We start from the raw sequence: 23,215 nt of genomic DNA on the forward strand, positions 1-23,215 counted from the left end.
TTTGCTGAATAAGTTAAAAAAAGTCCATTATTATATTAAATAATTTATATTTTTAGGCGATTCACTAATTTTACAGACTCATGAATAAAATCCTGCTCCTATCAATAGCCCTTGTTTTAATTATCACTTCATGTGGAGAGAGTGAAAAAGAAGCTAAGAAACAAGTTAAAAAAGAAGTAGTTAAAAAGCCAGTTGTTGTTAAAGATACAATCCCAGAAGAACCTATTGAGGAACCTGTTTATGAGGAGCCAAAACCAGTAGAACCTAATAAATACTTTTTAATTATTGGTTCTTTTGAGAAAGAAAGTAATGCTTATAAATTGCGTGACGAGTTGACTGAACAAGGTTTTGACTCTGAAGTAATAGTAAGACACTCCCGAGAAAATCAAGAGTTCTATAAAGTATCGTATAAAGGTTTTAGTGATAGAGATGAAGCTTTTAATGAACTCTCAATGGAAAGAAAATTACCAAATAATCAAGATGTTTGGTTACTTATAAAATAGTATTTTAAGAAATACGAGGAGCCTGTTAGAAATTTATCTAACAGGCTTTTTTTATTATAAAACACACAAAATAGGCTTAATTATTGTTGCAATAAAAAATTCACAAAAAAATAAAGAACTTATAACAATGAAGAACTACAAACTGCAACTGTCGTTAAGTATTATAATGTTGTCTATAACAACATCTGTATTAGCCCAAGGTAATGATAAACTAGGATCTTGGTATGTTTATAATGGCTTCTTCAATTTTAGCCCCAAAACTGAATTATTTGTTGAAGGTCAATGGCGAACTTACGAACCGATATCAAACAATCAAAACGTTTTCTTCAGACCATTCTTTAGTTATAATATTCACCCAAGTTTTCAAGTTGGACTTGGTCAGGAATACCATATGGGATATAACTACACAGAAAATAAAGAGGATAAAACAAAGAATGAAGAGTTTAGAACAACACTTCAGGCAATTGCCAAACATAAGGTTGGAAGAGTAAACTTTCAACATAGATACAGGTATGAATTTAGGTTTTTAGAAAACACAAACGAACAACGCGCAAGGTATCGTCTGCAACTTGGGATACCATTAAATGCCAAAGAAATGGGGAAAGGCGTATTTTTTACAACCATTGGTAACGAAATCCTTCTAAATACTAAACCAAGCTTAAACCTAAGCCAAAATAGAACCTATGCAATGTTGGGCTACCAAATAACCGAAACCACCCATTTACAAGGAGGCTATATGAAAATCAATTATTCAGACGCTACTTCTCACAATCGTTTACAGTTTTTTATAACACAAAAATTAAACTTCTTCGATAATAACTAATCCAATTGCATAAGTAGCTACGTAAAACTTTATTATAATTCTGATGGCAAGATTATTGCCTATAGAATAAGGTAATAATTATTACATGCGATATTTAACATGTTTTTTAAATATTACAATACCTAAATTTGTTTTAACTACTAACCGTAATTAATTTTTGGTAAAAAGTACTAGCATATCATATTATGGATAATAATGGATTTATTGGAATGGTGGAGAAAGCCCTAAAAAGCTTTAATCACCAAAAAGCATTCGCTGATTTTGATGGCGATTCTTTTACATACAATGATGCAGCTAAACGCATAAATAGCTTGCACAAAATGTATAATAACTGTGGTATTAAAAAGGGCGATAAAATTGCTCTTATCGGTAGAAACCTCAGTAACTATACCATAAGCTATTTATCTGTGGTAACCTACGGAGCTGTTGTTGTTCCAATTCTGCCTGACTTCGGAAGTAGTGAAATACACCACATTGTAAACCATTCTGAATCTAAATTACTATTCTCTACAGAAGTTATCTTTAACAAGATTGATGAAGCAAAAATGCCAAATTTAAAAGGCATTATTAGTATTGATAAGTTTGTTGCATTGGCAAATGGCTGTGATGACATTAGTGCGAATTCAATTCTATTGGAAAAACTAATGCAAGAACCTTTTGAAATAAAGGACCTCAAATTTGATGAAATAGGAGAGGAGGAGTTGATGGTTCTTTCATATACCTCAGGTACTTCAGGCTTTTCAAAAGGAGTTATGATTCCACACAGAAGCATTTGGTCTAATGTTAAATTCGCTCAAGATAAATTTGATTTAACATCAGGAGAACGAATTGTTTCGTTTCTACCCCTTGCCCATGCTTATGGTTGTTTGTTTGAATTTTTGTGGCCATTTACTGTTGGTTGCGAAATAACTCTATTAAGTAGAGTTCCATCACCTAAAATTATTACAGAAGCATTTCAAAAGATAAAACCACACTTAATTTTAGCGGTTCCATTAATTCTTGAGAAAATATTTAAAAAACGAATTCAGCCAGCTTTAGAGAAAGGAGCAGCAAAAACACTAGTTAAAGTGCCTCTGTTAAATCAGGTGGTATTCTCTAAAGTTAAAAACCAATTAGTTGATGTTTTTGGTGGAGAGTTTAGAGAAATAATAATTGGTGGGGCAGCACTCAATAAGGATGTTGAAGATTTCTTAAGAAAAATAGGCTTCCCGTTTACTATTGGATATGGAATGACTGAATGCGGTCCCCTAATTAGTTACGAGCCATATAAAACAGCTAAACCTCGCTCTGCAGGTCGCTTAGTTGATAGGATGGAAGTTCGAATCGACTCAAAAGATCCTTATAATGAAGTTGGTGAAATTTTAGTGAAGGGTGATAATAATATGCTTGGTTACTTTAAAAATAGCGAAGCCACAGCACAAACAATAGATGCTGAAGGGTGGATACATACTGGAGATTTAGGTGTTATTGATGCTGAAAACTTCATATTTATAAAAGGCCGCAGTAAAAATATGATTTTAAGTGGATCAGGTCAGAACATCTATCCTGAAGAGATTGAAACCAAACTATGCAGTATGGATTACGTTCAGGAATGTTTAGTTAGAGATATGGGCGATGGCAAATTAGAAGCTTTAGTATACCCAGATTTTGAATTAGCAGATGCCGAAAATATTCAAGAAAAGGAATTATCAGTAATAATAGCTGATTTAAAAAATAAAGCTAATGCAGAATTACCTGCCTATATGAACCTATCTAAGGTAACTGAAGTTCCAGAAGAGTTTGATAAGACCCCCAAAAAGAGTATCAAAAGATACAAATACATATAAACATCAGTAATTACGCGTAACATTAACATCGTTTAACTTTTGTTTGTACTAGTTCACTATACTTTGAGCTACATTTGTAATGTAGATTTTTTTTCATAGATTTAGATTTGGTTAACAAAGCTGATTTTAAGGGTAAAGGATAGATGTTTTCATCTATCCTTTTTTTATGCCCCTTGGCCATCTTCTTATTATTCCCTCCCGCTTAAATAGGTTTTAAATAATAAACACCCGCTCTTTAGTTATTTTTCTGCTTATAGCTATAAAATTAAAAAGTACATTTGCAGCTATACATTTATAGATTTTATTAAAATGAACTGCACAAATAAATATTTCTCAATATTAAGTATTGTATTAGTACTTCTAGCCATTACACAAACATCATGTACTGAAAGTAAAACTGATAAAACTGAAATTACAGTCAGTATTCTACCTCAAAAATATATTGTTAACCAATTGCTCGGAGATTCTATTAAGGTAAATGTTATGGTATTACCTGGCAATAGTCCGGCTACATATTCACCAACTCCTTCCCAAATTAAAAACCTACACAGTTCAAAACTTTATTTACGTATCGGACATATTGGTTTTGAGCAAAACTGGATGGATAAAATAACATCTATTGATAGTGATATTATAATTGCTGATGTTTCTGAAGGTGTTCAGTTAATAAAAGGCGAAGCTGTGGTTCATGGAGATCATGTGCACGAAGGAGGTATTGACCCGCATATTTGGACATCGCCCAGAACGATGTTGACTGTAATTACAAATACTAAAGATGCATTAGTTAAGCATTTTCCTGAACACAGTGCGTTAATAGAAAAAAACTATCCAACACTCTTAGAAAAAGTAAAAGCATTAGATCTTAAATTTACTGAAAGTTTTAAACCACATGAGGGAAGCAAATTTTTAATTTTTCATCCTGCATATACCTATCTTGCACAAGATTATAATTTAGAGCAAATTTCTATTGAAAATGATGGAAAAGAGCCAAGTGTAAAGTGGTTACAAACTATAATTGAGAAAGCCAAAGCAAATAATATCAATGCAATTTTTATACAAAAGGAATTTGATTCAAGAAATGCTGAATTAGTTGCTAAAGAATTGGATATTGATATTATAAGTGTTAACCCATTAGCGGAGGATTGGATTACAGAAATAAACAATACTCTCAATACACTTGTTAACTCTTTTCAACAAGATTAATAATGGACAGTTTAATTTCATTACATAATGTATCTGCAGGTTATGAACCGAACCAAGCCGTTTTGCGAAATATCAATTTAGATATTAAGCAGAATGACTTTATTGGTATAATTGGTCCAAATGGGGGAGGGAAGTCCACTCTGTTAAAGGTTATACTAGGGCTATTACCAATTCAGAAAGGGAAACTAAATTACGCCTGGAAAAATAACAAACACTACATTGGTTATCTTCCGCAGAGCAATGAAATAGATACAAAATTCCCCATCAAGGTAAGCGAAGTTGTTTTATCTGGTATTATGGGTAGTAAAAGTTATTTTGGAAAATACTCTAAATCCGACAAAAATAAAGCTAACGAGTTATTAGATAAATTAGGGTTAACGGAATATAAAAATAACACAATTGGAGAGTTATCGGGTGGGCAAAGACAACGAGCTTTCCTAGGGAGAGCCATTATTAATAAGCCATCTGTTTTAATTTTAGATGAACCTAATACCTATGTTGACAAGCATTTTGAAGGGGAATTATACAACATGCTAAGTGAGCTAAATAAAGAAATGGCCATATTGCTAGTTTCGCACGATATTGGTACAATATCACCTATAATAAAAACAATAGCTTGTGTTAATGAAGAACTTCATTATCATAACAGTAATAAAATTTCAGAAAAAGTACTTTCAACCTATAAGTGCCCTATTGAATTAGTTGCACACGGACACGTTCCGCATAGGGTACTAAACCAACATTAAAATGTTAGAATTCTTCGAATTATTTCAATACAAATTTTTCACAAATGCGCTTTTAGCGGGTTTATTAACAAGCATTTTAGCTGGTATTATTGGCACCTATATAGTATCGCGCAGAATTGTTTTTATTAGTGGAGGTATTACCCATGCTTCATTTGGAGGCATTGGAATTGCTTATTTTCTCGGGCTTAATCCATTTTTAGGGGCTGCTGTATTTGCAGTTTTCTCTGCTTTAGGTATTGAGTGGTCGGCGCAAAAAGCAAAAGTAAGAGAGGATAGTGCCATTGCTATTCTCTGGTCATTAGGAATGGCGATAGGTATCATTTTTGTTTTTATGACACCTGGCTATACACCAAACCTAATGGGTTTTCTTTTCGGAAATATACTAACAGTTACTACTACTGATATAATTGTTACAGCCATATTTGCGTTAATTATTATTGCCGCCAACATTCTTTTTTTTCGACCTATTTTGTACACTGCCTTTGATGAGAACTATGCATCTACCACAGGTTTAAATGTTAAACTCATCAAATATAGCATGGCAGTTGCTGTTGCATTGGCAATTGTATTAAGCATACGAATTGCTGGTATTATACTAGTATTATCCCTATTCACTATACCACAAGCAGCTTCAATGCTAATAACTAAAGATTATAAAAAAATAATATTTTGGTCTATCCTTTTTGGTTTTATAGGAATAATTGCCGGCTTAAGTGCTTCTTATTTTATGGATATCCCATCGGGTGCAACCATAATATTTGCATTAATAAGTATATGGATCATAATTAGAGCTGTAATTTTTATAAAAGATAAACTGAATTTAAAGTAGGCATTCTCCAATCTTTAAGTCCATTGGTGTGGTTACTTTTATATTTTCTCTATTACCATCAACCAAATGGATTTGTTTTCCGAGCTTTTCAACAACACTAGCATCATCTGTAAATAATTCACTAAAATCTTGTTTATAGGCTTCTTGTAGTATTTCTGAAGTAAAAACCTGGGGGGTTTGTACCATCTTATAAACCGATCTATCAACAGCAACACTGGTACTATTTTGAATTTCTCTTATGGATTCAATGGCATCAGTAACTGGTATGGCATTGCCATTAATTTCTGCCGCAGCATAACATCGCTCCAGAGTACCAGAACTAACAAGAGGACGAACTCCATCGTGGACTCCAACAAGGCAAGGTTCGCTTACTTCCTTTAAACCATTTTGTACACTATGGAATCTAGTATTTCCTCCTTCAGTAATCGTGTGCTCAATTTTAAAAGAATGATCAATACACAATTGTTTCCAATAACTCACTTGAGTGGATGGAAGCACTAAAACAACCTTCATTTCATCATCAAAATTGTGAAAAGCACGGATAGTATGCATCAAAATCGGTTCGCCTTTCAATAACAAAAATTGTTTTGGTATATCACTTTTCATTCGCGATCCGCTACCCCCTGCAACAATAATAACAGCTTTTCTCATACTTTTAATTTGATGATTCAGCATCAAAATTAATCAAAAGTTAGGCATCCAGATTAAATCAGTGTGTAAATATTTATCTAATGATTTTTTAGTATTCTATTCGTACCTTGAAATCCAAAATAAAAATATAGAAAATATGCTACCAGAAGGAATATTTAATTTTTTAGTGCAGTTAAGTATTAATAACAATAAAGAATGGTTTCATAACAATAAGCCTTTCTACCAAAAAGCTAAAACAGATTTTGAAACTTATGTGGATGAATTAATTGGCTTAACTAACAATATTGATAAAAGGATAGGTCATCCTAAAGCAAAAGACTGTACGTTTAGAATTTTTAGAGATGTAAGATTCTCGAATAATAAACTACCTTATAAAAATAACTTTGGAGCCCATATTAACCGCGATGGACGCAAGAGTATATATGGAGGATATTATTTGCATATTGAGCCTGATAATAGCTTTATAGGCGGTGGCATTCATGTTCCGCAACCTAACGAGTTAAGGAAAATACGTTCCTTCATTTTAGAGAATCCCGAGGAGTATAGAAGCATTATTACCTATAAAACATTTAATACAATGTTTCCTGAAATATATGGAGATAAATTAAAAACTGCTCCTAAAGGATTTGATAAGAATGATGAGAATATTGCTTTAATAAGAAATAAATCATACACTGTGATAACTCAATTAAGTGATGATGAAGTCCAATCATCTGAATTAAATACAATAATTGAAAACACTTTTAAAACTATAAAACCACTGAATGACTTTTTAAATGAAGCTCTAGAAAAATAATAATTAGTGCATAAAAAAAGGGATTTCAACCGTTGTTGAATCCCTTTCTTTTAACCTAAACCCTAATCTATGAAAAAAAACTTCTTATGTCTGTTTTGTGTAGTGAGCTTTAAATAATCGGAACACTTTAGAAGTGTTCCGACTAATAACCTAAACCCTAACCTAATCTATGAAAAACTCTCTTGCTCTTCGTATAGGAATAAAACAAACTGCGTGCCAAAAATAACATCTGACCAATGTTTAGGGTAAATATTTTTACTTTTCTAAGGAATCGATATGAATAGTAACTCCAATATTATGCTCATCGCGGATCAATTTTTGATAATCCATTGCAACTTTACTAGCTTCGTTTAAAGACATATCCCCGGGTAAATATATATGGAAAGTTAGCTCAGCATGGTTTCCATATTGATGCAATAAGAAATGATGCGCTTCGAGCGGATATTCAAAATTATACTTCCCTATTTGAAGGATACTTTCTTTTAGGTCGTCATCAATTTTTTCTCCTAAAAATAAAGAGAATGCCTCCTTGAGTATAGAGTAGGTAGTATAAAATATTAATGCTGAAACAATTAATCCCAACACACCATCCATCCACCAAAAGTATTTACCTAAAAATAACCCCACCAATATTATTAAACTGGAGAATGCATCACTACGATGGTGCCATCCATCAGCGACCAAAGATTTTGAGTTTATTTTTTTGCCAAAAATGATAGAATACTGAGCCATTATTTCTTTTACAACTAATGAAATAACTGTAACTATAATTGCCCACATCCCATACTGAGATTCTTGATGATCGCGCAGCTTAATAAAGGATTCGTATGTGAAATTAACCCCAACAAGAGCCAATAAAAAACCAACAAATATTGTTGATACTAATTCTGCCCTTCCATGACCAAAAGGGTGTTCTTCATCTGCCGGTTTATCAGATATTTTTATACCTATTAATACTGCAAAAGAAGAAACTGAATCAGTTAGAGTATGCCAAGCATCAGCTATTAATGCTACCGAGTTGTATAACAAACCCACCCAAAGTTTAATAGCAAATAGTACAATATTAAGTACTATTGATAACCAAGATATTATAACACCAATGTTTCGTTTCATCCAATTATTATTTACTCCTTAATGAAAGGGTATGTTTTTGTATCCCAATTTTTAACACCTCCACTTAACTGATAAACAGTTTGATATCCTTGTTTCAATATCCACTCGCCAGCCTGTTTTGATCGTTTTCCAACTTCACAATAAATAAAGATTGGCGTATCCTTAGGAGTTTTATCTAATATAGGTTTTAATATTTCTTTTTTACCACCGTAAACCGCTTTATTAAGATGTCCCTTTTTGTAATATTTTGATTCCCTAATATCAACAATTAAAACATTTTCTGCCTTTTGTGACAACTCATAAAACTGCTTACAATTAATAGAACATACCTCTTTAACTTGAGCTTTTAAAGTAGAATGGACAATAAACAGTATACAAACAATAATCAAATTCTTCATAAACTACACCATAAAAAAATCGCTAATAATTTTGTCTGTCAAAAACTTACTATCGCGTTTAACACTAACAAAACCATTATCAATTATTAATTTACTGTTATCTAAATAATCTTGTAATACAGTATTAAAATGAGATAAAAATGTATTCTCAAATTTACTCCTTAACACATCTAAACTTAAACCTTTTTTCGTTCGTAAACTGAGCATTATAGTTTCATTATAGTTATCTATTAAACTTAATGATTCAGAATCGAAATACTGTTGGTTTGTGCTTATACCATCAACATACTTATCTAAATTAGAATAGTTCCATCGCCTTATTGTACCATCAAAGGAGTGCGCTGAGGGTCCGAAACCAAAGTACTTATAACCATTCCAGTAATTAGAATTGTGATTAGATTCGTAATCAGGCAAGCTAAAATTAGAAATTTCATAATCATTAAACCCACCTTTTGCTAGACCTTCAACAAGTGCATCATATTGTTTCACACTTTCGGAATCATTAATCTCTAATATTTCCTTTTTTTGCAATCGTTTATAAAAAGGAGTATCAGGCTCAAAGGTAAGGTGATAAGCTGAAATATGTTGAACTCCTAAACTTAAAGCTTCATTAATTGAAGAATTCCACTCTTCTGAGGTCATTCCTGGTATTCCATAAATTAAATCTATACTTAAATTATTAATACCTGCTTTCCTAATATTATTTACAGCCTCTACCGCCTGACTTTTGTTATGCCTGCGATTCATAAACTTTAAAATTCTATTATTAAAACTTTGAACGCCCATGCTAATTCTATTTACACCTAAGGCTTTTAAACCCTTTATATAATCAACAGTAACATCATCCGGATTTACTTCAACAGTAATCTCTTTTGTTAATGATATATCGAAAGTTTTATTAATAACGTCGAAAATAGATTTAAAATCACTTAATGACAATAAACTAGGTGTTCCTCCACCAAAATAAATAGTAGCTACTTTTCGTGTATTAAATTCATAAGCTCGTAATTCTATTTCTTTGATAAGTGCATTTAAATAGTCACTTTTGTTAGTTAAACGAATAATGCTGTAAAAATCGCAATAACCACACTTTTTTGAGCAAAACGGAACATGTATATATATACCAATCATTGGAACTAATTTTGTTTTAGTTAACGTTTCACGTGAAACAATAGTTTATAATAAAATAGAGAGGTTATTAACAGCTTATCAACTTTTAAAAACTTTTACGATAATACAATGCGCATATTAAAATCTTATATACGAACCATACTGGTAATAATATCTATATCGATACTAAGCCTTATGAATGTTGGTAAAGTAGTACCAAACGATATTCATTTTTTCAAACACATTGATAAGTTAGTCCACTTTTGTATGTATTTTGGGTTAAGCTTCGTATTTCTACTTGAGAACCATGCTCATAAAATACACATTAAAAAAAGATGGATTGTTTTAGATACCATTGCGATTGGTATAATAATGGAGTTTTTACAACTGTATTTAACAAGCACTCGAAACGGAAATATTTACGATGCTATTTTTAATTTCTTAGGTGTATGTTTTGGCACTGGCTTATTTTTAATACTTAAAAACAAGCCAATTGTATACAAGTTATTTCTGATAAAAGTAGATTATAATAAATAATAATCTTCCTTCTCACCAACCTTATTCACAATATTGGCAAAAGTTTCATTTTTAAATAAATTATAAAGTTGTTTTCTAATATCACTAAACTGATCGTGAACAGAACACGGTTTACTATTTGAATCTGCAGCTTTACAACTATTCATACCTATTAAACAGGTTTCAAATATATCCATTCCATCAATTATTTTAACAATATCTAATAGTGTTAATTCTTCGGGATCAACAGCTAATGAAAAACCACCATGGGGGCCTTTATTGGAAGATAATATTTTTTGCTTAGCCAAGGTTTGAAGTATTTTACCTAAAAAGGGGGTAGGAATTTCTAAATCAGAAGAGATTTGTTTAATGCCAATTTTCTTTCCTTCTTCTTGATGGATAGCTAAATAAATTACTGATCGAACAGCGTATTTACACGTATTTGATAACATATTATCTTAAAGTTTTAAAAGTGCAATTTTCTATATTGGTTTATCAAGATTTCAACTTATAAACAATATATAAAGATTTTGAAATGCTAAAATACACAAATATAGAATAAGTACTTATTTTACTTTCTTTTTTTTGACCATTGTTTACTGAAGGATTCTTTAGCAATACCATCTAATTTTCTTTTGTCTCCTATCAGCTTGGATTGTACCATTGTTAATCCAGCATTTTTTAGTGAACCTGGGAGAAAATCCATCAATGCCCTAGATTGAAATACAGAGGAAGTGAAGTTTGTTGACATCTTTTCAACAAAGGATACATTACCTCTCTCAACTGAATCCTTTCTATTGTGTAATAGCAATTTAGGAAGTGGTATTTTAACCGGACAAACCTCTTCACAGCGTCCGCATAAACTACAAGCAAAGCTTAAATGTTTATAACTTCCGAAATGTTTAAAATGTGGTGTAATAACACTACCAATTGGTCCGCTATAGGTAGCATCATAAGTATAACCACCAATATTTTTATAAATAGGACAAGCATTTAAACAAGCTCCACAGCGAATACACGATAGAGATTCTGCTTGTGTTGGCTGACTATAGAGTTCAGATCGGCCATTATCTAATAAAATAATAATCATTCTCTCTGGACCATCTATTTCACCGTCCTTTTTTGCACTCGTATAAATGGTATTATAAACCGTCATTTGCTGACCCGTACCATGCGCTGATAATAAAGGCCAAAAGGTACCTAAGTCTTTATATGAAGGTATAATTTTCTCTATACCCGCAATTACAATATGTGTTTTAGGAAATGATGCAGACATAATTGCGTTACCCTCATTTTCGGTAACTGCAATACCACCAATATCCGCTAGTAAAAAATTAGCACCCGTTACACCTATATCAGCATTTATAAAATCATCACGAAGCTTTTCTCTTACAAAATTAGTTAGGTACTCAGGTGATCCATCTATATCTGTACCAAAGTGTTCATGAAACAAATCGGCAATATCTTGCTTTGATTTATGCATTGCTGGTGTAACAATATGATATGGTTTTTCACCAGCAACCTGAACAATATATTCACCTAAATCAGTTTCAACCGACTTAACACCAATAGCCTCTGCTCCTTCGTTAAATTCAATTTCCTCAGTGGTCATTGATTTACTTTTAACAACAAGCTTGGCTTTTTCTGTTTTTAAAATATCTTGAATATAACCAATAGCTTCCTCTGAATCTTGCGCCCATAAAACCTCATTATTGTTAGCAATAGCCTTTTCTTCAAACTGCAACAAGTAAGTATGTAAGTTTTTCAGAACCTCTCTTTTTTGAGCAGCAGCACGATTTCTTGCGATATTAATATCTGCATAACGCAGCTCTCCTTTTTCAACAGCTGCATTATAGCGCGATATATTAAATTTTATTTTATCGCGATGCTTTATATCAAAAGCGATATCCTCAGATTTTTTTTGAAATTTTTTTGATTCTAAACTCACTATTGGTATTCTTTTAAGATATTAACAGTTTTAATAAATTGTTAATTCATTGTTATACTAATACTTAATGATGTGTATTAACAAGGAATCTTATTTATACGGTTTTGATGTCTGCCACCCTCAAATTCTGTAGTAATAAAAGCTTCAATAATCTCTTTAGCCTCCTCTACTGAAATAAAACGAGCTGGTAACGAACAAACATTAGCATTATTATGAGATCGAGCTAACTCTGATATTTCTTTATTCCAACATAAAGCAGCTCTAATTCCTTGATGCTTATTAGCTGTCATATTAATACCATTTCCGCTTCCACAAACTGAAATACCTAAATCGGCAACGCCACTCTCAACTGAATTAGCCATAGGATGTGCATAATCAGCATAATCAGTACTCTCTGTTGAATTAGTACCAAAGTCAGCAACAACAATACCTTTAGCGCTAATAAATTCTTTCAACTCCTCCTTTAATTCGTAACCTGCATGATCGGCAGCAAAAGCAATTTTAGTAATTTTCATTTTTTTTTTGCAAAGATAGAAAATGTACTGCATATAAGTTGCTAATAAGCTACTTTATACACATTAGTTTATAAACGGATAATGCACTTATATGCAGTAATGTGATAACTATTTAAACAACATACTACACATCTTTTCAACATATGAAATGACAATTATGACCGGTAATTTACTAGTCAACAATTCATTACTGTGAATAACGTGTGGATTCATGTTAACAATATGTGAATTGTAAATTAAAAGAATATAAAAGTTTTTCTTGGAGTTTTGTAATTTTTAAATAAGCCTATGAGAGTTATTAAATGTCAAGTAAATTTTATAATAGTTTACTACTAATTTCTAACAGTGTTTAAACATGAAAATTGGGAATTAATAAGGTAATGTTATTAGATATTGTTAGTTTAAACAGTATGTTAATTAACTATTAAATATCACTATTATACAATAGGTTAGCATTTAAAATTACTGTTAATTAAGTTTTAATTGATAGAATGTAAATGTTCATTGCAATTTAAAGCAACTAAAATCTCAATTATTTATAAACCGAATTAACAGCCTATTATCATTATCATTTTTCTTTTTAAAATTCTATCAGTTTATATTAATCTATTGTGTGAAAGAAAAGTTTAGTAACCAATTGTTGCGTTTTTTAATTTAAGCAGGGTTTCATTTTATTCTATAGAGATTGACTTTAATATTCGCTTCTAATCAATTCTAAAGCTTGTTTTAGTTAGTTAATTACATAAAATAAGGAATAACTCATGATTCTTCTTTAATGTCTTAAAATAACTTGTATTTCGATTTTCAAGGATACGTGTTTCTTCTAGTTTACTACTTACTTCAGCTTTTAAATGATTCAACACTATTTTATAAAATTAAGTACTGTTGAATCAATATTCTTATTAAATTTGCATTCTTTTATAAGTAGTAAGTGTTGCTATTTATTATGATGATAATAAGTGTTTTAGTTGTTATTTCATATTTGACTCGAATTTCAAATACAATTAATTTTTTATTAAAAATTTGAAATACATCTTATCAACAGTCTATTGTCGTTTTAATTTTAGATATTAAATATCTTTTATACATTCTTTATTATAATGGAGTTAAAGGAAAATTGGTTGAAACAAGGATATGTAGATGAATCTATATCAAATATTGATAATTTAGAAGAGTCATTTGCAAAATTGAAAAAAGAGAAGAATGCTGTTTTAATGGCTCATTTTTATCAAGATGACTTAATTCAGGATATCGCAGATTTTGTTGGAGATAGTTTAGCCTTGGCTCAATTTGCTGCTAAAACTGATGCAGATATTATTATGGTAGCTGGTGTCCACTTTATGGGGGAAACCGCTAAAATTCTTTCGCCAAAGAAAACAGTTCTTGTTCCTGATTTAAATGCCGGATGTAGTTTAGCAGATAGTTGTCCTCCCGATGAATTTGAGAAATTTATCAATCAGTATCCAGATCATAAAGTAGTTACTTATGTAAATACATCTGCTGAAATTAAAGCATTATCTGATATTGTGGTTACTTCTACAAATGCTAAAGCCATAGTAGATAGTTTCCCTGCTGATGAAAAGTTAATTTTTGGACCTGATCGTAACCTGGGTAATTACATAAACGGTATTACAGGAAGAGAAATGATCCTATGGGATGGAGCCTGTCATGTTCATGAGAAGTTTTCACTCGAGAAAATTTTAGAACTAAAGAAGGAAAATCCAGATGCTGAAATTTTAACGCACCCTGAATGTAAAAAGCCATTATTAATGGTTTCAGATCATGTTGGTTCAACAGCTTCATTATTAAATTATAGTCAATCTAGTAGCTCAAATAAATTTATTGTTGCTACTGAGGCTGGTATTTTGCATCAAATGCAATTAAAAAGCCCTGATAAAGTTTTTATACCTGCTCCCCCTAACGATAGTACTTGTGCTTGTAATGAGTGTGAGTTTATGCGTTTAAATACCATGCAAAAAATTTATAATGCATTAAAATATTCTTGGCCAACAGTTGAAGTTGAAGAGGATGTAAGAGTTAAAGCTGTTAAGCCAATTGAGCGTATGCTTGATATCTCAGCAAAATTAAAGCTATAATACACTATTTTTTTGACCAACAGTTCTCGTTTTTGTTATAATTTTTATTTTTTTGTTGAGTATTTATCATATTCTAATTATTAATTATGTCAAAGGCTTTGTTTGTTTTATTAGTTGAGGATAATCCTCTCAACCAAAAACTGATTTTTGTTAATTTAACAAGGTTGGGTTATAAAATAGATATTGTTTCTAACGGAGAAGAGGCTTTTCAAAAGGTTAAATCAACTAGGTATGACTTGGTAATTATGGATTTGATGATGCCTGTTATGGATGGATTAGAATCCTCTAAATTGATTAGAGAATATGAAAGTTCATTCGAGTATTCAACACCTATTATTGGTTTAACTGCAAATACCTTTGATTCTGATAGAGAAAGATGTATTGAGGCTGGTATGAATGAATATATGACAAAGCCTTTTAGTCTTGAATTATTTCTTAATAAAATAAAAAAACTCGGAATTGTTTAAATTAGATTTTCTTAATGGATGATAACTTTGATATTCGCGAAGAAGGATATAGATCAGCTGAACATGACGTAGAAAATAAGTTACGTCCTCTTCGTTTCGAAGATTTTAAAGGTCAACCTAAAATTGTTGAAAATTTAAAAATATTTGTTCAAGCGGCAACCATGAGAGGTGAGGCTCTTGATCATGTTCTTTTGCATGGACCTCCTGGTCTAGGGAAAACAACACTCTCAAATATTATAGCAAATGAATTGGATGCGGGTTTTAAAATTACTAGTGGTCCTGTTCTTGATAAACCCGGCGATTTAGCAGGGATATTAACAAACCTTGAGCCTAACGATGTGTTATTTATCGATGAAATTCATCGCTTAAGTCCTATTGTAGAAGAGTACCTTTATTCCGCAATGGAAGATTTTAGAATTGATATTGTTATAGATAAAGGTCCAGGAGCTCGAAGTATTCAAATTGATCTGAATCCGTTTACCTTAGTTGGTGCAACCACTCGCAGCGGTTTATTAACTAGTCCGCTTAGAGCAAGGTTTGGCATTAACTCACACCTTGAATATTACGATAATAGTATTTTGTCGGGTATTATAAATAGATCATCGAATATTCTAAATACTGAAATTAGTAAAGATGCTTGTTTAGAAATTTCACGAAGGAGCAGGGGCACACCTCGTATTGCAAATGCCTTATTGCGTAGGGTTAGGGATTTTGCTCAAGTAAAAGGAAATGGATCCATCGATTTAAATATTGCTCAATATGCTTTAGAAGCTTTAAATATTGATCAGCATGGTTTAGATGAAATGGATCATAAAATTTTGTTAACCCTAATCGATAAATTTCAAGGAGGACCTGTTGGTTTAACTACTATTGGTACAGCTATTGGCGAAGATAGTGGAACCATAGAAGAAGTTTATGAACCTTTCCTTATTAAAGAAGGATTTATAAAACGAACTCCTCGTGGTAGGATGGTAACTCCACTTGCATATGATCATTTGGGTAGGAACAATAGTAACCAAGAGCAATTCTCACTTTTTTAATACTTCATTTTGGGAAAGTTTAAATCTTTAGCTAGCGAAACTGTCATTTACGGAGGTGGGACTATTTTGGTTCGTCTTTTAAACTGGCTTTTAATGCCTTACTATATCCGTACAATGGATTTATTTCAATACGGATTAGTAACGAATATTTATAGTTATATCGCCATATTTTTGGTGATTTTAACGTATGGTTTCGAAACTACTTTTTTCAGATTTGCTAAAAAAGACGATTTTAAAACCGTATTCACAACAGCTTTCATTAGCATCTGCTCTAGTTCTATTTTGTTTCTATTACTTCTTTATCCAATCTCGGATAATATAGCTAGTAGTAACTATACTGATCTTATAAAAGTTGCAGGTTTACTAGTTGCTATTGATGCTGTTAGTGCCTTAATTTTTGCTAAGCTAAGATTTGACAATAGAAGTATAAAATTCGCACTTTTAAAACTAATTAATGTTCTTGTTATTATTGGACTAAATGTTTTCTTTTTAAGGATATGTCCTATAATTGTTGAGAATTATTCTGCAGATTCTATCCTTTACAAATTTGTTCATATTGTTTACTCGCCTGGTAGAGAAGCCTATTTTGTTTTAATATCCAATTTATTGGCTTCAATTGTAGTTCTTCTGTTTTTGGTAAAAACTGCTATTAGCTCCATTGGTAAGTTTGACTTTACCTTATTGCTTAGAATGTATAAATACTCTTTACCGATATTAATTGTTGGTATTACAGGTATGATAAATCAAAATATAGATAAAATTCTTCTTCCTAAATTAATAGGTGGAGATGAAGGTATTAAGCAATTGGCGATCTATGGTGCAAATTTTAAAATTGGGGTATTGATGGCCATGTTTACCCAATCTTTCCGTATGGCTTTTGAGCCTTTTTTCTTTAAGCATCATCGCGAATCTAACGATAATTCGATTTATAATAATATACTTACTTACTTCACTATTTTTGGGTTTTTCATATTTCTTGGAGTTTGTTACTTTTTAGATGTTATCAACCTTTTTTTAACAAGTGATTATTTAGAAGGAAACGTTATTATTCCTATTGTTTTACTTGCACAGTTACTTAGTGGTGTTTACTTCACTTTATCTGTTTGGTATAAGGTTTCTGATAATACTAAATATGGCGCGTTAATGGGTATTGTTGGATGTATTGTAACAGTTTTATTAAATTTTGTACTTGTTCCCATTTTCGGATATATAGGAGCAGCAATTAGTAGTTTATTTGGCTATGCTATAATGGTGCTGCAATCCATATATTATTCGAATAAAATATATCCTATCTATTATAATTGGAAAAAGATAAGTTTGTATGGTTTATTAACTATTAGCTTATACCTTATCACGTATATTTTCAATACATTTTTCTCAAATACGTTTGATACACTTTTAAACTATATATTTAGATACAGTTTAAGTATAGGATTATTAATTGTATTTTTACTGATTGTGTATAAAAACGAATTCAAGAATTTAAAGAAAGCAATATAATGGCAGTTAAAATTAATATAATCAACAAGAGTACAAATAACATTCCTGAATATGCTACGCCGCACTCTGCAGGTGTAGATTTAAGAGCTTTCATTACTGAAGATATTATTATAAAGCCACTTGAAAGGGTTATTATCCCAACTGGTTTATTCATTGAACTTCCTGAGGGGTACGAAGCTCAAATTAGGCCTCGAAGTGGTTTAGCAGCTAAGTTTGGTATTACTGTTTTAAACACCCCTGGAACAATAGATGCTGATTATAGAGGAGAAATAAAAGTAATACTAGTAAACTTATCCAATGAAGCCTTTGTTGTTAAAAACAGTGAGCGTATCTGTCAAATGGTTATTAAAGAATATGTCCATGCACAATTCTTTGTTGTTGAAGAACTAAATGACTCAGTACGTGGAGAAGGTGGTTTTGGACATACAGGTAAAAATTAAAATTTCTATGGTTAAATATATTTATTTAGGTTTCGTATTACTTTTCCTAGCTTCATGCGGAAGTGTTAAAAATACAAGTAGTTCCGATTCTAATAAGGGGATTAAAACACATACATCTCTTAATTCTTCAGAAAAGAGAAAGTTTGATTATTTCTTTTACGAAGCTCAGCGTTTAAAATTACATGGCGATTTAAATAAATCTAAATTGTATTACGTTGAATGCCTTAAGATTGACCCTAACAGTAGTGTGTGTTATTACGAGTTGGCTAATATAGAAATTGGCGTTAAGAATTATACCGGAGCTCAAGATTTACTTGTTAAAGCTTCTAATCTCGATTCTAGCAATAAATATTACCAACGTTTACTCGGTGATATCTATCAGCAGAATGGTCAAATTGGTAGTGCTATTTCTACTTATCAGAATTTGAGTAATAAGTACCCTGATAATATCGAATACTTGTATGTTTTGTCTCAACTTTATACGTCGAATAAACAGTTTGAGGAAGCTATTTCGTCGCTAGATTTATTAGAAAAGCAGTTGGGACTAAATGAAATGGTTTCTCTTGAAAAAGAAAAATTGTATCTGGAATTAGGTAAGAATAATTCCGCTTATAAAGAAGTTAATGCCTTAATTAAAGATAATCCTTATGAACCACGTTATTATGGTTTCCTTGGTGATGTTTATCTTTATACTAAAGATCTTGATAAGGCTGAATCTGCTTACATGAAAATATTAGAGCTTGATTCTACTAATGGTTTAGGCTACTTTTCACTTGCTAATATTGAGCTACAAAGAAAGGATACAGTAAAGTTCTTCTCCTATTTTCAAAATGGATTAAAAGATATTGACTTAAATATAGAGGTTAAGTTTCAACGTATGTTACCTTTCCTAATGTCTGATGAGTTTAAAAATTACTCTGATACGACTCAAATCACTAGTCTTTTTGAAATATTAACCGAGGTTCACTCAAATGATGCGCGTAGCTTTTATTATAAGGCTAACTATGTGCAAAAGTCAGGAGATAAACACAAAGCGTTATCGCTATATAAACAGGGTTTAGAAATTGAACCTGAAAATGCTGCTGTTTGGCAGGATCTTTTATATTTGGAAATTGAGCTTCAAGAAATTGATTTATTATACAGTGATTCTAAAGAAGCATTATTGATTTATCCTGATGAAGCTGTTTTTTGTTTCTTCCATGGTATTTCTTGCATGCAGCTTGAAAAATGGGAGGAAGCAAAAGTAATTCTTATTCAAGGAGAAAAGAATGCGGATTCCAATATGAAACTCAAAGGTCAAATATATGCTAGTCTTGGTGATGTATACTATAGCTTAAAAGATACTGAGTCTGCTTTTAAGGCCTATGACCAAGCGCTTTTAATTGATGAACACAATATTATTGTTTTAAATAACTATAGTTATTATTTATCATTAGAAAATAAAGACCTTGATAAAGCTGAAAAAATGGTTGCTAAATCTGTTGAATTGGAACCAGGCAATAGTACTTATCTTGATACTTATGCTTGGGTTTTATTTAAGAGAAGCCGTTTTTTTGAGGCAAAATATATTATTGAACGTGCTATTGATAATGGTGGAGATACTAGTGATGTGATTGTTGAGCATTACGGTGATATACTTTTTAAAAATGGGGATATTCTTGGTGCAGTTGAGCAGTGGAAGAAATCATTGGATATGGGGAATAAATCAGAAACATTATTAAAAAAGATTGAAAGTGAATCATATATTGAGAATTAGTTTTGTAGTTACTATACTAGTTTTCATTACTAGTTGTAAGACCACACGTACTCTTAATGAAGGTACGGTCTCTAATATCACAGACTCCAAACTAAGAAATTCTATCCTTGAAAATCAACTTGATTTTAAAAAACTGTATTCTAAAAAGCTAAATATTAGCTTTAACGATGGTAAAACAAAAAAGAGCTTCAAAGGTAGTTACGTGATACAAAAGGATTCTGCTATTGTTGTTTCAATTATGGCTGTAATGGGAATTGAGGTTGTTAGGGCTCAATTCTTACCTAATAGTATTATTATTTTGGATAAGCATAATAAAAAGGTATTTCATACTGACTATGATTTTTTTGCTAATAAATATAATCTTGATATTAATTTCGATATACTCCAATCCATCCTAGCAAATATGGCGTTTACATATCCTCCATCAGATGAACCTATATCTGATGTTTTAAAGCGTTATAAGCATGGAATTAGAGATAATCAATATACCTTTGGTGTAATTAAGGAAAGGCGTTTAAATAGGCTTGTAAAACGCCAGAATAGTGATTTATTAATTCATGATATGTTAATTCTTCCGGAATTATATAGAATAAGTAATCACTTTATTAAAGATTTTTCAACTAATAGAACAACAGAAATTACTTATTCAGAATTTACTAAATTTGCTAATCTTGTTTTTCCTAAACTTATCAATGTCGATGTTATTGATGGAATAAATCATTTCAAATTGTCTTTGACTACCAATAATCTTGAAGTAAATGATGGAGGTAGCCTACATTTTAAAATCCCATCTAGTTATGAAGTTACGAATATGTAGTTTTATTTTACTTTATTTTTCTTTTGTGCATATAAGTGCGCAATCTGATGATATTGGGAAATTAAAATCAGAACATGCAAAATATATTTCTGAAATTAATAGGGCAAATAAACTACTTGTATCAAAAAAGAAATCTAAGAATAATACTTTAAATCAACTAGAGTTATTAAACTCCAAATTGAGTATTCAAAATCAGCTACTTTTATCCTACAAAGAAGAAATTAGTCTTTTAAATGATGAAGTAAATAGAAATCTTCTATTATTAAATGATTTAAATGATGACATTAAATCGTTAAAAAAGAATTATTCTAATTTGATTATCGAAGCTAATAAATTTAGTACCTCTAATTATAATGAGTTTATGCTATTATTTAGCAGTTCTTCCTTTTCTGAAGCGTATCGTAGGTTTCAATTATTGCGTCAATATAGTAGTTATCGTAAAAAGCAAGGAATAGTTTTGAACGAGAGCATTATAAAGCACGATAGTATTTTACAAGTACAAGAAAGTATTCTTAATTCGAAACAATCCGTTTACGATAGTTTATTTAATCAATCACGTAATATAGAAAAATCTATATCATCAAAAAAGCTTATGATAGCTAAATTAAATACTGATGAAAGATGGTTGAAACAAAATATTAAGAATAACACTAAAAAAAGTAAAAGCCTACAAAAAGAAATTGAGAAATTAATTTCACGTGAAGCAAATAAATCCGCAACATTTGACCCTAGTGATTTTTATAAATTTAAAGGAAAATTGCCATGGCCTGTTAGTGATGGAATAGTAACTAGTTATTTTGGTGAACATAATCATCCGAGTTTAAAGGGCGTAAAAGTGAAGAATAATGGTATAGATATCACTACGACCAAGGATAATGATGTTAAATCTATATTTGATGGTAAGGTTAGCCGTGTAATTGCCATTCCTGGATACAATAAGGCCGTTATTGTTCGTCATGGTAAATATTTAACAGTTTATGCAAACCTAAAGGATGTAAGCGTTAAAAACGGGCAAATATTAGCTAAAAATCAAAAAATTGGAAGAATTTTTACTTCTAGTACAGATAATAATGCTATTTTGCATTTTGAGGTTTGGGAGGGTAGTAAAAAAATCAATCCTCTCATTTGGTTGGGAAAAAGTATTAACTAATGTTACATGAATGTTATTTTGTCAATATAAAGTAACCATTTGTTTAATTTTTAGTATAATTATTAAATTTGAACAGATTTTGTAATTAAGATAAATTATGGTGGAAAAAATTGTTATCAATTCCGACATACAAAACATTAATACTGTCGAAAAACTTATCGATGATATTTCTGTTAAATTCGATTTACATGCTGATGTTTATGGTAAATTATCTTTAGCCGTAGTGGAAGGGGTTAATAATGCTATAGTACATGGTAATAAATTGAACCATGATTTATTAGTATCTGTATCCTATAAATTAACTGAAACTAAACTTATTTTTTCAATAGAAGATTCTGGCTCTGGTTTCGATTTTACTACTATTCCTGATCCAACTTTACCAGAAAATATTGAAAAGTCTCACGGACGTGGAATTTTTTTAATGAAACATCTTAGTGATGAGCTAGATTTTGAAAATGAAGGTCGTTTAGTTAAGCTTACTTTTAATCTACATGATTAATTTCTATTTTGAAGATATTGATGAAATTACACTTTCTAATAGTGTTTTAAGTAGTTGGATATCAAAAGTTATTGATACTAATGATAAATCAATAGGGGATATTTCTTATATATTTTGCTCTGATAAGTATATTCTTCAAGTTAATAAAGATTATCTTAATCACGATTATTACACTGACATTATAACTTTCAACTATAACGAAGGCTCAATCATATCAGGCGACCTTTTTATTAGCTTAGATACTGTCAAAAGTAACTCTCAATTATTTAATACTCCTTTTACTAAAGAGCTCAATAGAGTAATTATCCATGGTATTCTTCACTTAATTGGTTATGATGATCAATCTGATGAAGATCAACTGGAAATGACTAAACAAGAGAACTTGTCCTTAGAATTATTAAAAACAATTTCCTAAATTTTCTGTTCCATAATAGGATGTAAGAAACTGAATACTTGTATCTTTGCAAATTATT

The 23,215-nt window shown here is 30.9% G+C and carries 25 protein-coding genes; 18 read left to right on the top strand and 7 right to left on the bottom strand.

The window, feature by feature from the left end:
• The first annotated feature begins 80 nt into the window (after positions 1-80).
• From QMO11_RS04525 to QMO11_RS04550, 6 genes are all read left to right on the top strand, one after another.
• Positions 81-503: an SPOR domain-containing protein gene (locus QMO11_RS04525; protein ID WP_075603820.1), complete on the top strand. Its 423-nt coding sequence runs from the start codon at positions 81-83 to the stop codon at positions 501-503.
• Between the two features lie 127 nt (positions 504-630).
• The gene (locus QMO11_RS04530) at positions 631-1,326 is read left to right on the top strand and encodes a DUF2490 domain-containing protein (protein WP_282036216.1); all 696 of its coding nucleotides are present in this window, start codon (positions 631-633) and stop codon (positions 1,324-1,326) included.
• Positions 1,327-1,511: 185 nt separating this feature from the next.
• Positions 1,512-3,152, top strand: coding sequence for an AMP-binding protein (locus tag QMO11_RS04535; RefSeq protein WP_282036217.1), 1,641 nt, complete (start codon positions 1,512-1,514; stop codon positions 3,150-3,152).
• A gap of 309 nt (positions 3,153-3,461) precedes the next feature.
• Positions 3,462-4,355 (top strand): metal ABC transporter solute-binding protein, Zn/Mn family, encoded by an 894-nt coding sequence (locus QMO11_RS04540; protein WP_282036218.1) that lies wholly within the window; start codon positions 3,462-3,464, stop codon positions 4,353-4,355.
• Positions 4,356-4,357: 2 nt separating this feature from the next.
• Positions 4,358-5,101 carry a metal ABC transporter ATP-binding protein gene (locus tag QMO11_RS04545; RefSeq protein WP_075603824.1) on the top strand — a complete coding sequence of 248 codons (744 nt, stop codon included), beginning with the start codon at positions 4,358-4,360 and terminating at the stop codon, positions 5,099-5,101.
• Between the two features lies 1 nt (position 5,102).
• The gene (locus QMO11_RS04550) at positions 5,103-5,930 is read left to right on the top strand and encodes a metal ABC transporter permease (protein WP_282036219.1); all 828 of its coding nucleotides are present in this window, start codon (positions 5,103-5,105) and stop codon (positions 5,928-5,930) included.
• Here QMO11_RS04550 and QMO11_RS04555 read toward each other — a convergent pair.
• Positions 5,922-6,581 (bottom strand): 2-C-methyl-D-erythritol 4-phosphate cytidylyltransferase, encoded by a 660-nt coding sequence (locus tag QMO11_RS04555; protein ID WP_282036220.1) that lies wholly within the window; start codon positions 6,579-6,581, stop codon positions 5,922-5,924. The two genes, QMO11_RS04550 and QMO11_RS04555, sit on opposite strands and share 9 nt — an antisense overlap.
• A gap of 136 nt (positions 6,582-6,717) precedes the next feature.
• Here QMO11_RS04555 and QMO11_RS04560 point away from each other — a divergent pair, with 136 nt between their 5' ends.
• Positions 6,718-7,377: a DUF2461 domain-containing protein gene (locus QMO11_RS04560; protein WP_282036221.1), complete on the top strand. Its 660-nt coding sequence runs from the start codon at positions 6,718-6,720 to the stop codon at positions 7,375-7,377.
• Positions 7,378-7,632: 255 nt separating this feature from the next.
• Here QMO11_RS04560 and QMO11_RS04565 read toward each other — a convergent pair whose 3' ends face one another.
• The 3 genes from QMO11_RS04565 to hemW are packed head-to-tail and all read right to left on the bottom strand — an operon-like array spanning position 7,633 to position 10,019.
• Positions 7,633-8,490, bottom strand: coding sequence for a cation diffusion facilitator family transporter (locus tag QMO11_RS04565; protein ID WP_282036222.1), 858 nt, complete (start codon positions 8,488-8,490; stop codon positions 7,633-7,635).
• A gap of 11 nt (positions 8,491-8,501) precedes the next feature.
• Entirely contained in the window at positions 8,502-8,888 is a 387-nt protein-coding gene (locus QMO11_RS04570; protein WP_282036223.1) for a rhodanese-like domain-containing protein, read from the bottom strand.
• A gap of 3 nt (positions 8,889-8,891) precedes the next feature.
• A complete protein-coding gene (gene hemW / locus QMO11_RS04575) occupies positions 8,892-10,019 on the bottom strand; it encodes a radical SAM family heme chaperone HemW (protein ID WP_282036224.1) in 1,128 nt (375 codons plus the stop codon).
• Positions 10,020-10,127: 108 nt separating this feature from the next.
• Between hemW and QMO11_RS04580 the strand changes: the two genes are divergently transcribed.
• Positions 10,128-10,535, top strand: a complete 408-nt coding sequence (locus QMO11_RS04580; protein ID WP_282036225.1) for a VanZ family protein — start codon at positions 10,128-10,130, stop codon at positions 10,533-10,535.
• Here QMO11_RS04580 and QMO11_RS04585 read toward each other — a convergent pair.
• The 3 genes from QMO11_RS04585 to rpiB form a co-directional block, all read right to left on the bottom strand.
• Entirely contained in the window at positions 10,523-10,966 is a 444-nt protein-coding gene (locus QMO11_RS04585) for an RrF2 family transcriptional regulator (protein WP_075603832.1), read from the bottom strand. The two genes, QMO11_RS04580 and QMO11_RS04585, sit on opposite strands and share 13 nt — an antisense overlap.
• Positions 10,967-11,085: 119 nt before the next feature.
• The gene (locus QMO11_RS04590; RefSeq protein WP_282036226.1) at positions 11,086-12,462 is read right to left on the bottom strand and encodes a lactate utilization protein B; all 1,377 of its coding nucleotides are present in this window, start codon (positions 12,460-12,462) and stop codon (positions 11,086-11,088) included.
• Positions 12,463-12,539: 77 nt separating this feature from the next.
• Positions 12,540-12,977 (bottom strand): ribose 5-phosphate isomerase B, encoded by a 438-nt coding sequence (rpiB, locus tag QMO11_RS04595; RefSeq protein WP_075603834.1) that lies wholly within the window; start codon positions 12,975-12,977, stop codon positions 12,540-12,542.
• Positions 12,978-14,077: 1,100 nt separating this feature from the next.
• Here rpiB and nadA point away from each other — a divergent pair.
• The 10 genes from nadA (at position 14,078) to ybeY (ending at position 23,157) form a co-directional block, all read left to right on the top strand.
• On the top strand, positions 14,078-15,073 hold the full coding sequence (gene nadA / locus QMO11_RS04600; protein ID WP_282036227.1) for a quinolinate synthase NadA: 996 nt from the start codon (positions 14,078-14,080) through the stop codon (positions 15,071-15,073).
• Between the two features lie 86 nt (positions 15,074-15,159).
• Positions 15,160-15,540, top strand: a complete 381-nt coding sequence (locus tag QMO11_RS04605) for a response regulator (RefSeq protein ID WP_282036228.1) — start codon at positions 15,160-15,162, stop codon at positions 15,538-15,540.
• Positions 15,541-15,554: 14 nt separating this feature from the next.
• Positions 15,555-16,580 carry a Holliday junction branch migration DNA helicase RuvB gene (ruvB, locus tag QMO11_RS04610; RefSeq protein WP_075603837.1) on the top strand — a complete coding sequence of 342 codons (1,026 nt, stop codon included), beginning with the start codon at positions 15,555-15,557 and terminating at the stop codon, positions 16,578-16,580.
• Between the two features lie 9 nt (positions 16,581-16,589).
• A complete protein-coding gene (locus tag QMO11_RS04615) occupies positions 16,590-18,080 on the top strand; it encodes a lipopolysaccharide biosynthesis protein (protein WP_282036229.1) in 1,491 nt (496 codons plus the stop codon).
• On the top strand, positions 18,080-18,520 hold the full coding sequence (dut, locus tag QMO11_RS04620; protein WP_282036230.1) for a dUTP diphosphatase: 441 nt from the start codon (positions 18,080-18,082) through the stop codon (positions 18,518-18,520). Before QMO11_RS04615 ends, dut begins: the two co-directional genes overlap by 1 nt.
• Positions 18,521-18,527: 7 nt before the next feature.
• Positions 18,528-20,276: a tetratricopeptide repeat protein gene (locus tag QMO11_RS04625; RefSeq protein WP_282036231.1), complete on the top strand. Its 1,749-nt coding sequence runs from the start codon at positions 18,528-18,530 to the stop codon at positions 20,274-20,276.
• Positions 20,254-21,093 carry a lipoprotein insertase outer membrane protein LolB1 gene (gene lolB1 / locus QMO11_RS04630; RefSeq protein ID WP_282036232.1) on the top strand — a complete coding sequence of 280 codons (840 nt, stop codon included), beginning with the start codon at positions 20,254-20,256 and terminating at the stop codon, positions 21,091-21,093. Before QMO11_RS04625 ends, lolB1 begins: the two co-directional genes overlap by 23 nt.
• Positions 21,074-22,243: a murein hydrolase activator EnvC family protein gene (locus tag QMO11_RS04635; protein ID WP_282036233.1), complete on the top strand. Its 1,170-nt coding sequence runs from the start codon at positions 21,074-21,076 to the stop codon at positions 22,241-22,243. Before lolB1 ends, QMO11_RS04635 begins: the two co-directional genes overlap by 20 nt.
• 100 nt (positions 22,244-22,343) lie before the next feature.
• The gene (locus QMO11_RS04640) at positions 22,344-22,742 is read left to right on the top strand and encodes an ATP-binding protein (protein ID WP_282036234.1); all 399 of its coding nucleotides are present in this window, start codon (positions 22,344-22,346) and stop codon (positions 22,740-22,742) included.
• Entirely contained in the window at positions 22,735-23,157 is a 423-nt protein-coding gene (gene ybeY, locus QMO11_RS04645) for an rRNA maturation RNase YbeY (protein ID WP_282036235.1), read from the top strand. The genes QMO11_RS04640 and ybeY overlap by 8 nt, the downstream gene beginning before the upstream one ends.
• Positions 23,158-23,215: the final 58 nt, after the last annotated feature.

The organism is Saccharicrinis aurantiacus (assembly GCF_947489045.1).
GTDB lineage: Bacteria > Bacteroidota > Bacteroidia > Bacteroidales > Marinilabiliaceae > Saccharicrinis > Saccharicrinis aurantiacus.